The organism is Streptomyces sp. A2-16 (assembly GCF_018128905.1).
Taxonomy (GTDB): domain Bacteria; phylum Actinomycetota; class Actinomycetes; order Streptomycetales; family Streptomycetaceae; genus Streptomyces.
This window is the reverse complement of record NZ_CP063808.1, coordinates 2,101,324-2,114,945: the sequence shown is the minus strand read 5'-3', so window position 1 is coordinate 2,114,945 and position 13,622 is coordinate 2,101,324. Positions and strand designations below refer to the sequence as shown.

The following is a 13,622-nucleotide window of genomic DNA, read 5'->3' as shown; positions in this document are numbered from 1 at the left end:
CGCCCCACCGTACCGCCTTGCGCCGCGGCCGTGCGGGGAGCGATGTCGTGTTCACTCAGGGCTGCAAACATCAAAACCCCCCGTTCCGTTCCGTATCCTGTGCCCGCTCATTCCCGGTCTGTTCGCTCGCAAGCTCTTCCAGGAGGAGTGCGAGTACGCTCCGTACACTCTCCATACGAATTTCCGCGCGGTCGCCGTTCAACCGCAGCGCGGCCACTTTCCCGCCACTCGCTGCCTCGGAAGCATCCGTGAAGGGGCCGTCGACAGCCACGAAAACCGTTCCGACGGGCTTGCCGTCCTGTGGTTCCGGGCCGGCCACTCCGGTGGTCGCGATGCCCCAGTCGGCGCCGAGCGCCTTGCGCACTCCGGCCGCCATCTGGGCCGCGACCTGCGGATCCACCGCACCTCGCTGGTCCAGCAGGGTGGCGTCGACACCCAGCAGCTCATGCTTCAGTTCGGTGGCGTAGGCGGTCACCGACCCACGGAACGCCTTGGACGCGCCGGGGGCCGCTGTGATTTCCGCCGCAACCAGTCCGCCCGTGAGCGACTCGGCGACCGCGAGCGTCTGACCCTTCACGGTGAGTAGTCGCACCACTTGGGCGGCCGGGGAATTCACGCTTCCGTCTCCTCCAACGCCGCCGCGCGCTCGGCGATTCCCTGCCTGCGCAGCACAATGGCCTGTCTCACATAGTCGAGCCCGGTCGCGACGGTCAGCACGACCGCCACGGCCATCACCCAGAACCGCGCGGTGGCCAGCCACCCCGTCAGCGCCAGGATGTACATCCCCACGGCGATGCCCTGGCTGAGGGTCTTGAGCTTGCCGCCCCGGCTCGCCGGGATCACGCCGTACCGGATGACGAGGAAACGCAGCAGGGTGATCCCGAGTTCCCTGCCGAGGATGACGAGCGTCACCCACCAGGGCAGGTCGCCGAGCCCGGAGAGACAGATCAGCGCCGCACCCATGATCGCCTTGTCGGCGATGGGGTCGGCGATCTTCCCGAAGTCGGTGACGAGGTTGTACGTGCGGGCCAGGTGCCCGTCGAACAGGTCGGTGATCATGGCGACCGAGAAGGCCGCCCAGGCGAATGACCGCCACGCGGGGTCGTGCCCGCCGTCGGCGAGCATCAGGGCGACGAAGCCGGGCACGAGGACCAGCCGGAGCATGGTCAGCAGATTGGCGATGTTCCAGACGCTGGCCTGGTTGACGGCGGCGGCCGCGATCTTCTTGCCGCGCGGAGGCTTGGCTGCCGAGTCGGCGTCCTCCGACGCCAGGTCGGGGACGACACCCGCGCCGGGGACCACGGCCGCCCGCGCCTCGGGAGCCGCCACCGGAACCGCACTCACCTGAGCCTCACCGGCCGTACCGGAGACCACGTCCGCAGGAGCGCTCGGTGCCGCGCCGGACGCGGCGCCCGAGACTCCGCTCGCCGGTCCGCCCTTCGCGGCGGAGGGGCCACCCGCAGCGGACGCCGGAACTCCGGTCATCTGCCCGCCTCCTCACTACACGCGAGCGAGCCGTCGAGCGGCTCGGCCACCAGGTCGACACCTTCCGTACCGACCACCTTCGCCTCGACCATACGACCGACGCTCAGACCTTCGCCGCTCGTGAGCAGCACCTGGCCGTCGGTCTCCGGCGCCTGGTGCGCGCCGCGGCCGTGCACACCCTCCTCGTCCACGGACTCGACCAGCACGTGCACGGTCTCGCCGACGCGCTCCTCGGCGCGCTGCGAGACGAGTTCCTCGGCGAGCCGGGACACACGTGCCAGCCGCTCGGCGACGAGGTCCTCGTCCAGCTTGTTGTCGTACGTCGCCGCTTCGGTTCCCTCCTCGTCGGAGTACCCGAAGACGCCGATGGCGTCCAGTCGCGCGCCGTTCAGGAACCGCTCCAGCTCGGCGAGGTCGGCCTCGGTCTCGCCGGGGAAGCCCACGATGAAGTTGGAGCGCACGCCGGCCTCGGGGGCCTTGCCGCGGATGGTGTCGAGGAGCTCCAGGAAGCGGTCGGTGTCGCCGAAGCGGCGCATGGCGCGCAGCACGCCGGGGGCGGAGTGCTGGAAGGACAGGTCGAAGTAGGGCACGACCTTGGGCGTGGAGGTGAGCACGTCGATCAGCCCGGGCCGCATCTCGGCGGGCTGGAGGTAGCTCACGCGCACGCGCTCGAGGCCGTCCACCTCGGCGAGCTCGGGCAGCAGGGACTCCAGCAGGCGGATGTCGCCGAGGTCCTTGCCGTAGGACGTGTTGTTCTCGGAGACCAGCATGATCTCCTTGACGCCCTGCTCGGCCAGCCAGCGCGTCTCGTTCAGCACGTCGGAGGGGCGGCGCGAGATGAAGGAGCCGCGGAAGGACGGGATGGCGCAGAAGGAGCAGCGCCGGTCGCAGCCGGAGGCGAGCTTCACGGAGGCGACGGGAGAGCCGTCCAGCCGGCGGCGCAGGGGCGCACGGGGGCCGGAGGCCGGAGCGAGCCCCTCCGGAAGGTCCGCGGGAGCCGCCTCGGGGGCTTCGGCGGCCGGGCCGTGCCCGGGCAGCGCGACGGACGCCGCCGACTCCTGGCGCTGGGCGGGGCTGATCGGCAGCAGCTTGCGGCGGTCGCGCGGGGTGTGCGCGGCGTGCACGCCACCGCTGAGGATCGTCTGGAGCCGGTCGGAGATGTCGGCGTAGTCATCGAAGCCGAGCACCCCGTCCGCTTCCGGCAGCGCCTCGGCGAGGTCCTTGCCGTACCGCTCGGCCATGCAGCCCACCGCCACGACGGCCTGGGTTCTGCCGTGCCCCTTGAGGTCGTTGGCCTCCAGGAGGGCGTCGACGGAGTCCTTCTTGGCGGCCTCGACGAAGCCACAGGTGTTGACGACGGCGACGTCCGCGTCGGCGGCGTCCTCCACGAGATCCCAGCCGTCCGCCTCCAAACGGCCTGCGAGCTCCTCCGAGTCCACCTCGTTGCGGGCGCAGCCAAGAGTGACAAGTGCGACGGTACGGCGTTCAGGCATGGGCTCAAGACTACTTCGTCCCACTGACACCCCATGTCGAAGGGGTTGGCCGAGCCCGGCCAACCCCTTCACCGCGAAGAACCGCCCGCGAGCTATCCGACCTGCGGGTCGCCCTTCGTGTACGTCAGGCGCTCCACGGCTCCGGGCTGCCAGTCGTCGTCGATCTTCTTGCCGTTGACGAACAGCTGGATCGCCCCGGCGTCGCCGAGGACGAGGTTGATCTTGTCGCTGTCCTGGAAGGTCTTGCTGTCGCCCTGCTTGAGCAGTCCGTCGAACAGGGTCCGGCCGTTGTGGTCCTTGGCGAGGATCCAGCTCTTGCCGTCGGCGGCGCTGACCTGCACGGTCACCTTGTCCTGGGGCGCGGCCGCGATGGCGCTGTCGGACGGCGTGGGCTTCGGGTCCTTGGTCTTCTTGTCGGACTTGGGCGTCGGAGCCTTGCTGGTGGCGGGCGTGGTGCCGTCGGCGACCTGTGTCGTTCCGCCGTCGTCGCCGCCCTTGAAGGCGGTGAACCCGACGAAGCCGACGACGGCCACGATCGCGGCGACCATGGCCGCGGTCCAGTTGGGACCGCGCCGCTCGGGGCGGATACGTTCCGCCTCGAACAGCGGGGCGGCCGGGGTCGGGGCCGGACGCCCGCCGCCGTGATCGGCGGCGTACTGGTCCAGAAGGGGGGCCGGATCCAGATGGACGGCCTTGGCCAGGGTCCGGATGTGGCCCCGGGCGTACACATCGCCACCGCAGGGGGCGAAGTCGTCCGCCTCGATGGCATGCACGATGGCGATGCGGACCCTGGTGGCGTTGCTGACGTCGTCGACGGTCAGCCCGGCCGCGATCCGCGCCTGTTTCAGGGCGTGGCCGACGGAGAGGCGGGCTTCCTGCGGGTCGTCTTCGAACGGACGCTCGTCTTCAGGGGAGTTGCCGATGGACACGGGGGCGCCTTTCGAGCGTTTAGCCACCTGTGCTGGAGGTTCAGTCTAGGGGGGGTGCGAAAGGGTGGGGCAACCGGGCGGTGGGACTTTGTACGCCATCGGTATGGCCGAACACGCCGATGGTGGGGCAGCAGCTTTTCGCTTCCCTCAACTTGACGTACGCCGAAGGGAAACGGTTGCTCGATGATCCCTTACGGGTGAGTCACGATCGAACATCGGTGGCCGCACCCGCTCCGGGCTCCCCTTAAGCCTCCCCGCGGATCACCGCGAGCACTCCGTCCAGCTCGTCAGCCTTCACAAGAACGTCACGAGCCTTGGATCCCTCGCTGGGTCCGACGATGCCCCGGGACTCCATCAGGTCCATCAACCGGCCCGCCTTCGCGAACCCGACCCGCAGCTTGCGCTGGAGCATGGAGGTCGACCCGAACTGTGTGGAGACGACCAGCTCGGCCGCCTGGCACAGCAGGTCGAGGTCGTCGCCGATCTCCTCGTCGATCTCCTTCTTCTGCTTGGTGCCCACGACGACGTCGTCCCGGAAGACCGGCGCCATCTGGTCCTTGCAGTGCTGGACGATCGCCGCGACCTCGTCCTCGGTCACGAAGGCGCCCTGCATACGGGTGGGCTTGTTGGCCCCCATCGGCAGGAAGAGCCCGTCGCCCTTGCCGATCAGCTTCTCGGCGCCCGGCTGGTCGAGGATGACCCGCGAGTCGGCGAGCGAGGAGGTGGCGAAGGCGAGCCGCGAGGGCACGTTCGCCTTGATCAGACCGGTGACGACGTCCACCGACGGCCGCTGGGTGGCGAGCACCAGGTGGATGCCGGCCGCGCGCGCGAGCTGCGTGATCCGCACGATCGCATCCTCGACGTCCCGCGGGGCGACCATCATCAGGTCGGCGAGCTCGTCGACGATCACCAGCAGATACGGGTACGGCTGGAGCTCGCGCTCGCTGCCCTCGGGCAGCTTGACCTTGCCGTTCCTGATGGCCTCGTTGAAGTCGTCGATGTGCCGGAAGCCGTACGCCGCCAGGTCGTCGTAGCGCAGGTCCATCTCCCGCACGACCCACTGGAGCGCCTCGGCGGCCCGCTTCGGGTTGGTGATGATCGGCGTGATCAGGTGCGGGATGCCCTCGTAGGCCGTCAGCTCCACCCGCTTGGGGTCGACGAGGACCATGCGCACGTCCTCGGGCGTCGCGCGCACCATGATGGAAGTGATCAAGCAGTTAATGCACGACGACTTACCGGAACCGGTGGCTCCGGCGACGAGCACGTGCGGCATCTTCGCCAGGTTGGCCATCACATAGCCGCCCTCGACGTCCTTGCCGAGCGCCACCAGCATGGGGTGCTCGTCCTCGGCGGCGGCCGCGAGCCGCAGCACGTCACCGAGGTTGACCATCTCCCGGTCGGTGTTCGGGATCTCGATGCCGACCGCGGACTTGCCGGGGATCGGGCTGATGATCCGCACGTCCGGGCTGGCGACGGCGTACGCGATGTTCTTGGCGAGCGCGGTGATCCGCTCGACCTTCACGGCGGGTCCGAGCTCGACCTCGTAGCGCGTGACCGTCGGCCCGCGCGTGAAGCCGGTGACGGCGGCGTCGACCTTGAACTCCGTGAAGACGTTCGTCAGCGACGCGACTATGGCGTCGTTGGCCGCACTGCGCGCCTTGCCCGGCCCGCCGCGCTCCAGGAGGTCGAGGGAGGGCAGCGAGTAGGTGATGTCGCCGGAGAGCTGAAGCTGCTCCGCGCGGGCGGGCAGTTCGCTCGGAGCCTCGGGAGCGGGCTTGGTGAGGTCGGCGACCTCGACCTTGAGCTTCTCCTGCTTCGGCCGCGCGGCCGGTACCGGGGTGGGTACGGGGGTCGTCTCCACCCGGTCGCCCACACTGACGCCCTGGGTGAGGTCGGCGACCAGCGGCGAGGGCGGCAGACCGTGCATGACGACGCCGTCCAGGTCCGCGGCGGCGGCCGCGGCGATGTCCACGGCGTCCATCTGCCGGTCCATCGCGGGCTGCGGCACGGCGGAACGCCGGGGGCGCCCCCGGCGCTGCGAGAGGGCCTCCTGCTCGGCGCCGTCCGGGTCGTACGACTCGGGCGCGGGACCTCGCCTGCGCCCACGCGCGGGCAGCGCCTCACGCCACTGCTCGTCGTAGCGCTCGTCGTCCTCGCCGAACTCGTCCACCACCGGGTCGTGGACGATCCCGAGCCGTACCCCGAGCTCCCGCAGCCGCCGCGGAATGGCGTTGACCGGGGTGGCCGTGACGACGAGCAGCCCGAAGACCGTCAGCAGCACGAGCAGCGGTACGGCGAGGACCTCGCCCATGGTGTACGTCAGCGGGGTGGCCGCTCCCCAGCCGATGAGGCCGCCGGCGTCCCTTATCGCCTGCATGCCGGCGCTGCGGGCGGGCGAGCCGCAGGCGATGTGCACCTGGCCGAGCACACCGATGACGAGCGCCGACAGACCGATCACGATCCGGCCGTTGGCCTCGGGCTTCTCGGGGTGCCGGATGAACCGCACGGCGATGACCGCGAGCAGTATCGGCACGAGCAGGTCGAGCCGGCCGAAGGCGCCCGTCACGATGATCTCGACGAGGTCGCCGACGGGGCCACGCAGGTTCGACCAGGTGCCGGCGGCGACGATCAGGCCGAGGGCGAGCAGCAGGAGTGCCACGCCGTCCTTCCGGTGCGCGGGGTCGAGGTTCTTCGCACCTTGCCCTATCCCGCGGAACACCGCGCCGACGGCGTGGGCGAGGCCGAGCCATACGGCACGGATGAGCCGCAGGACGCCACCGGTCGGGCTGGGCGCCGGCCTCGGCGGCGCGGCCTTCTTCGCCGCGGCCTTCCTGGCGGGTGCCTTCTTCGCCGGTGCCTTCTTGGCAGCGGCCTTCTTCGCCGGACCCTTCGCGGGAGCGGCAGCCTTCTTAGCGGGCTGCTTCTTGGCTGCGGAGGGACGTGAGGCCATGGGTGTGAGGTTACCGGTGGAGGAGGCAACGGACACGTGTGCCCGGTGCTTCACCCGTTCGTGTCGCTTCTGGGGAGGCGTGGAACTGACGCACGCTTGAGGAACAGGTGAACTGACGCACGCTCACCCGCGACCCCGCGTCAGTTCTGCGAGGGCACCGAAGGAGAGCTCCCGGTCCCGGGCTCCAGGGCGTCCAGCGCCCGCCGCAACCCCGTGAGTTTGCGTTCGAGATGGGCCGCTGTGGCCACCGCGGCCGCGTCCGCGGACTCGTCGTCCAGTTGTTTGGACAGCGCCTCCGCCTGCTCCTCGACCGCCGCGAGCCGCGCCGACAGCTCGGCGAGCAGCCCGGCGGGCTCCTTCGCGTCCCCGATCGCCGCCTTGCCCTGGCCGCCGCCCTCCAACTGGAGCCGCAGCAGCGCCGCCTGCTCGCGCAGCTGGCAGTTCTTCATGTAGAGCTCGACGAACACGGAGACCTTCGCGCGCAGCACCCACGGGTCGAAGGGCTTGGAGATGTAGTCCACCGCGCCTGCCGCATACCCCCGGAAGGTGTGATGCGGACCGTGGTTGATGGCGGTGAGGAAGATGATCGGGATGTCCCGGGTCCGCTCCCGCCGCTTGATGTGCGCGGCGGTCTCGAAACCGTCCATGCCCGGCATCTGGACGTCCAGCAGAATCACCGCGAAGTCGTCCGTGAGCAGTGCCTTGAGTGCTTCCTCCCCGGACGATGCCCGCACCAGTGTCTGATCGAGCGCGGAGAGGATGGCCTCCAGCGCCAGCAGATTCTCCGGCCGGTCATCGACCAGGAGGATCTTGGCCTTCTGCACCATGGCCCGCCCTCCTCGCCCCGGATGTGCACCGGGCGCCGCCCCTGGGGACGACTCCCTTTCGCCGCCCGTCCTTGTGCCGGTCATCGTAGCCGCACCCTGTCTGTCGCCACACCCTGTCACCGCGATGTCACTGTGCACGTAGCAGAAACGTAGCGGGAGACCAGAAGGTTCCCCGAATCCCGTACTTCTACACGGCGTCGGGCACCCTGAGTCAGCAACTCCGCGTGAACTTCGCTGATTCCCATCACTCCCCTCGCATCCACTGTTGCATGACCGACAGCAGATGATCGGGATCCACCGGCTTGGTCACGTAGTCGGAGGCGCCCGACTCGATGGCCTTCTCCCGGTCGCCCTTCATCGCCTTGGCGGTCAGCGCGATGATCGGGAGCCCGGCGAACTGCGGCATCCTGCGGATCGCGTTGGTCGTCGCGTACCCGTCCATCTCCGGCATCATGATGTCCATCAGGACGACCGCCACATCCTCGTGCTGTTCGAGGACCTCGATGCCCTCACGGCCGTTCTCCGCGTAGAGCACGGACAGTCCGTGCTGTTCAAGAACGCTGGTGAGCGCGAAGACGTTGCGGATGTCGTCGTCGACGATCAGCACCTTCTCCCCGCCGAACCGGATGCCCCGGCGCGGCTGCGGGGTCGCCTGGTGCTCCACCGCCGACCAGCTGTCCGGCTGTCCGATCCGCTGTTCGAGGGCGGGCGCGGTCCTGCGACGACGCCGGAAGAGAGCCGCCGCACCGTTCTGCGTCTCCTGGTACGACTTCACCTCGGCCGGCGTCTCCACCTCGACCCCGGACATCCCGTTCTCCGACGTGGACGCCACCAGGTCGCCGGCCTCCAGGGCGGGCATGGACTGCTGGTAGCCCTGCGGCGGCAGTTCGCTGGGGTGCAACGGCAAATACAGCGTGAACGTCGATCCGCGTCCCGGCTCGCTCTGCGCGTGGATCTCACCGCCGAGGAGTTGCGCGATCTCCCGCGAGATCGACAGCCCGAGGCCGGTGCCGCCGTACTTGCGGCTGGTCGTGCCGTCGGCCTGCTTGAACGCCTCGAAGATCACCCGCATCTTGCTGCCCGCGATGCCGATGCCCGTGTCGGTCACGGAGAACGCGATCAGATCGGCGTCCGCGTCCCGCAGTGAGCCGGCCTCCAGCAGCTGCTCCCGGATGGCCAGCGGCACATCCCGCCCGGCGGGCCGGATGACCAGCTCGACCGCCCCGGAGTCGGTGAACTTCACCGCGTTGGAGAGCAGGTTGCGCAGCACCTGCAGCAGCCGCTGTTCGTCGGTGTGCAGCGTGGCGGGCAGCTCGGGCGAGACCCGCACGGACAGGTCCAGGCCCTTCTCCGCGGTCAGCGGCCGGAAGGTGGCCTCCACGTAGTCCACGAGCTGGACGAGCGCGATGCGTGTCGGCGAGACGTCCATCTTGCCCGCCTCGACCTTCGACAGGTCGAGGATGTCGTTGATGAGCTGGAGCAGATCGGAGCCCGCTCCGTGGATGGTCTCGGCGAACTCGACCTGCTTCGGGGTGAGGTTGGAGTCCGCGTTGTCGGCGAGCAGCTTGGCGAGGATCAGCAGCGAGTTCAGCGGCGTCCGCAGCTCGTGCGACATGTTGGCCAGGAACTCGCTCTTGTACCGCATCGATACGGCCAGTTGCTCGGCGCGCTCCTCCAGGACCTGCCGCGCCTCCTCGATCTCGGTGTTCTTGACCTCGATGTCGCGGTTCTGCTGGGCCAGCAGCTCGGCCTTCTCCTCCAGCTCGGCGTTGGACGCCTGAAGGGCCTTCTGCCGGTTCTCCAACTCCGCCGACCGCTCCCTGAGTTGCTCGGTCAGCTCCTGCGACTGCTTCAGCAGCACCTCCGTCTTGGTGTTGACGGAGATGGTGTTGACGCTGGTCGCGATCATCTCGGCGATCTGGTTGAGGAAGTCCTTCTGGATCTGCGTAAAGGGTGTGAAGGACGCGAGCTCGATGACACCGAGCACCTTGCCCTCGAAGAGCACCGGGAGGACGATCACTTGCGCGGGCGGCGCCTCTCCGAGGCCGGAGGAGATCTTCAGATAGCCGCTGGGCGCGTTCTCCACCAGGATCGTGCGCTTCTCCTCGGCGGCCGTCCCGATGAGCGCCTCACCCGGCCGGAACGAGGTCGGCATGGAGCCCATCGAGTAGCCGTACGAGCCGAGCATCCGCAGCTCGTACTGGTCCTCGGCCTCCGCACTGAGGTCCTTGCCGTCGAGCAGCGGCATCGCGACGAAGAACGCGCCGTGCTGCGCGGTCACCACCGGCGTCAGCTCGCTCATGATCAGCGAGGCCACGTCCTCCAGGTCCCGGCGGCCCTGCATGAGCGCCGAGATACGGGCCAGGTTGCCCTTGAGCCAGTCCTGCTCCTTGTTGGCGATCGTGGTGTCGCGCAGGTTGGCGATCATCTTGTTGATGTAGTCCTGGAGCTCCTGGATCTCCCCGGACGCGTCCACGTCGATCTTGAGGTTCAGGTCGCCCCTGGTCACCGCGGTCGCCACGCGCGCGATGGCTCGCACCTGGCGAGTAAGGTTTCCTGCCATTTCGTTCACGGACTCGGTCAGGTCCCGCCAGGTGCCGTCGACGTCACGCACGCGTGCCTGTCCGCCCAGCTGTCCTTCCGTACCCACCTCGCGGGCCACTCGCGTGACCTCCTCCGCGAAGGAGGACAGCTGGTCGACCATCGTGTTGATGGTCGTCTTCAGCTCCAGGATCTCGCCGCGGGCATCGATGTCGATCTTCTTCGTCAGGTCGCCCTTGGCGATGGCCGTCGTCACCATGGCGATGTTCCGCACCTGACCGGTCAGGTTGGACGCCATCTGGTTCACGGACTCGGTGAGGTCCTTCCAGGTGCCGGCCACACCGGGCACCCGCGCCTGGCCGCCCAGGATGCCGTCCGTGCCCACCTCACGGGCCACCTTGGTGACCTGGTCGGCGAACGAACTCAGCGTCTTCACCATGGTGTTGAAGGTGTCCGCGAGCTGCGCGACCTCACCGCGCGCCTCGATCGTCACCGTCCGCGTGAGGTCACCGTTGGCGACCGCGTTCGCCACCTGGGAGATGTTGCGCACCTGCATGGTCAGGTTGTTGGCCATCAGGTTCACGTTGTCGCTGAGGTCCTTCCAGATGCCCGTGACACCCGGCACCCGCGCCTGACCGCCGAGCTGGCCCTCGGTACCCACCTCACGGGCCACCCGGGTCACCTGCTCGGCGAAGGACGACAGCTGGTCGACCATCGTGTTGACGGTGGTGACGAGCTCGAGGATCTCGCCCTTCGCGTCCACGGTGATCTTCTTGGAGAGATCGCCCTTGGCGACCGCCGTGGTGACCTCGGCGATGTTGCGCACCTGGATGGTCAGGTTGTTCGCCATGAAGTTCACGGACTGCGTGAGGTCCTTCCAGGTGCCGGAGACACCCTGCACCTCGGCCTGCCCGCCCAGGATGCCCTCGGTGCCCACCTCGCGGGCCACCCGGGTCACCTGGTCGGCGAAGCTGGAGAGCTGGTCCACCATCGTGTTGAGGGTGTTCTTCAGCTCCAGGATCTCGCCGCGCGCGTCCACGTCGATCTTCTGCGACAGGTCACCCCGGGCCACCGCGGTGGCCACCTGGGCGATGTTCCGCACCTGAGCAGTAAGGTTTCCTGCCATTCCGTTCACGGAGTCGGTCAGGTCCCGCCACACACCGGCGACGCCGGGCACCTGCGCCTGTCCGCCGAGGCGGCCCTCGGTGCCCACCTCGCGGGCCACGCGGGTCACCTGGTCGGCGAAGGCGGAGAGCTGGTCCACCATCGTGTTGATGGTGTTCTTCAGCTCCAGGATCTCGCCGCGCGCGTCCACGTCGATCTTCTGCGACAGGTCACCCCGGGCCACCGCGGTCGTCACCTGGGCGATCTGCCGCACCTGCGAGGTGAGGTTGCCACCCATGAAGTTGACGGAGTCGGTGAGCTCCTTCCAGGTGCCGGAGACCCCGGGCACGACGGCCTGACCGCCGAGCCGGCCCTCGGTGCCCACGTCCCGGGCCATCCGCGTCACCTGGTCGGCGAAGGCGGACAGCTGGTCCACCATCGTGTTCACGGTGTTCTTCAGCTGGAGCATCTCGCCGGAGACGTCCACGGTGACCTTCTGCGACAGGTCGCCGTTGGCCACCGCCGTCGTCACCTGGGCGATGTTCCTCACCTGTCCGGTGAGGTTCCTGAACGCCGTGTTGACGGAGTCGGTGAGGTCCTTCCAGGTACCGGCGGCCCCGGGAACCTGCGCCTGACCGCCCAGCTCACCCTCGACACCGATCTCGCGCGCCACGCGCGTGACCTCGGCACCGAATGCGGACAGCTGGTCCACCATCCCGTTGACGGTGTTCTTCAGCTCCAGCATCTCGCCGGCCACGTCCACGGTGACCTTCTGCGACAGGTCACCGTTGGCCACCGCCGTGGTCACAGCGGCGATGTCCCGCACCTGAGTGGTGAGGTTCCGGAAGACCGTGTTCACCGAATCGGTGAGGTCCTTCCACGTTCCCGCCGCACCCGGCACGTTCGCCTGCCCGCCCAGCTGACCCTCGGCGCCGACCTCGTTGGCCACACGCGTGACCTCGTCGGCGAAGATCCGCAGCGTCTCGGTCATCTGGTTGATCGTGTCGGCGAGCTGGGCGACCTCGCCGCGTGCGGAGACCGTCACCTTCTGCGACAGGTCACCATTGGCGACCGCGGTCGTCACCTGGGCGATCCCGCGCACCTGGGCCGTCAGGTTGCCGGCCATGAGGTTCACCGAATCGGTGAGGTCCTTCCACACCCCGGCCACACCCGGCACCTGCGCCTGGCCGCCGAGCTCGCCCTCGACGCCCACCTCGCGGGCGACGCGGGTCACCTCGGAGGAGAAGGAGGACAGCTGGTCCACCATCGTGTTGACGGTGTTCTTCAGCTCCAGCATCTCGCCGGCCACGTGAACGGTGACCTTGCGGGACAGATCACCCTTGGCGACCGCCGTGGTCACCAGGGCGATGTCGCGCACCTGGGCCGTCAGCCGGTACGCCATCGTGTTGACGGACTCGGTCAGGTCCTTCCACGAACCCGACATGCCACGCACGCGTGCCTGCCCGCCGAGCTTGCCCTCGGTGCCGACCTCACTGGCCACACGCGTCACCTCGTCGGTGAAGGTGGACAGCTGATCGACAAGGTTGTTTACAGTCCGCCCGACCTTCAGGAACTCCCCGCGCAGCGGATGCCCCGTCCCGTCCGTGGCCTGGGTCCTGAGCTCCATCCGGGGCGACAGATCGCCCTCCGCGACCGCGGACAGCACCCGGCCGACCTCGGAGACGGGCCGTACGAGATCGTCCACGAGCGCGTTGGAGGCATCGATGGCAGACGCCCAGGAGCCCTCACAGGCGCCTGTTTCCAGCCGTTCCGTGAGTTTGCCCTCACGGCCCACCATGCGCCGCACCCGCGACAGCTCACCCGTCAGATGCAGATTGCGGTCGGCCACCTCGTTGAAGACCGCCGCGATCTCCGACATCACGCCGTCGCCGGACACCGTGAGCCGCTTGCGGAAGTTCCCGTCACGCATCGAGACCAGCGCGGCCAGCAGCCGGTCCAGGGCAGCCGCGTCCACCGCGGTGGTCCCGCCCCGCGGTTTGCGCCGGCCGCTCGGGGACTGTCCGTCCTTCGCGCGCGTCCTAGTGCCCCGCGTCGCTGCGCCAGACTCCACTGTGTCCCTCCCGCAGGGGTCGACCGTTACTGCTGTACTCGGCTGGTGCCGCGCGGCACACTGGTTGCGGCCGCGTACTTCTGCTTACTACAGCGATATTTCGACCAGGCGTGCAAAGCCGCACCACGGGCTGCTGCCCGCGTTGCGCTCAAGCCACTCGGCCTGGCCGAACCTTCTTCAGGAGCCTGCCCAGTGTTTCACCCAGGTTGAACCCGGCCATAA

At 68.8% G+C, this 13,622-nt stretch carries 7 protein-coding genes; all 7 read right to left on the bottom strand.

Annotation, left to right across the window (positions count from 1 at the left end):
- Positions 1-70 precede the first annotated feature (70 nt).
- The 7 genes from IOD14_RS09670 to IOD14_RS09640 all read right to left on the bottom strand — a co-directional run bounded on the left by IOD14_RS09670 (position 71) and on the right by IOD14_RS09640 (position 13,400).
- On the bottom strand, positions 71-616 hold the full coding sequence (locus tag IOD14_RS09670; RefSeq protein WP_212670052.1) for a CinA family protein: 546 nt from the start codon (positions 614-616) through the stop codon (positions 71-73).
- Entirely contained in the window at positions 613-1,485 is an 873-nt protein-coding gene (pgsA, locus tag IOD14_RS09665) for a CDP-diacylglycerol--glycerol-3-phosphate 3-phosphatidyltransferase (RefSeq protein WP_123991979.1), read from the bottom strand. The genes IOD14_RS09670 and pgsA overlap by 4 nt, the downstream gene beginning before the upstream one ends.
- Positions 1,482-2,978 carry a 30S ribosomal protein S12 methylthiotransferase RimO gene (rimO, locus tag IOD14_RS09660; protein ID WP_123991978.1) on the bottom strand — a complete coding sequence of 499 codons (1,497 nt, stop codon included), beginning with the start codon at positions 2,976-2,978 and terminating at the stop codon, positions 1,482-1,484. The genes pgsA and rimO overlap by 4 nt, the downstream gene beginning before the upstream one ends.
- 92 nt (positions 2,979-3,070) lie before the next feature.
- On the bottom strand, positions 3,071-3,907 hold the full coding sequence (locus tag IOD14_RS09655) for a helix-turn-helix domain-containing protein (protein ID WP_123991977.1): 837 nt from the start codon (positions 3,905-3,907) through the stop codon (positions 3,071-3,073).
- 244 nt (positions 3,908-4,151) lie between these two features.
- Positions 4,152-6,857 carry a DNA translocase FtsK gene (locus IOD14_RS09650; RefSeq protein WP_249125884.1) on the bottom strand — a complete coding sequence of 902 codons (2,706 nt, stop codon included), beginning with the start codon at positions 6,855-6,857 and terminating at the stop codon, positions 4,152-4,154.
- A 140-nt stretch (positions 6,858-6,997) separates the two neighbouring features.
- Complete coding sequence (locus tag IOD14_RS09645) at positions 6,998-7,684, bottom strand: response regulator (RefSeq protein WP_212670050.1); 687 nt, start codon at positions 7,682-7,684, stop codon at positions 6,998-7,000.
- A gap of 244 nt (positions 7,685-7,928) precedes the next feature.
- The gene (locus IOD14_RS09640; protein WP_123991974.1) at positions 7,929-13,400 is read right to left on the bottom strand and encodes a HAMP domain-containing protein; all 5,472 of its coding nucleotides are present in this window, start codon (positions 13,398-13,400) and stop codon (positions 7,929-7,931) included.
- Positions 13,401-13,622: the final 222 nt, after the last annotated feature.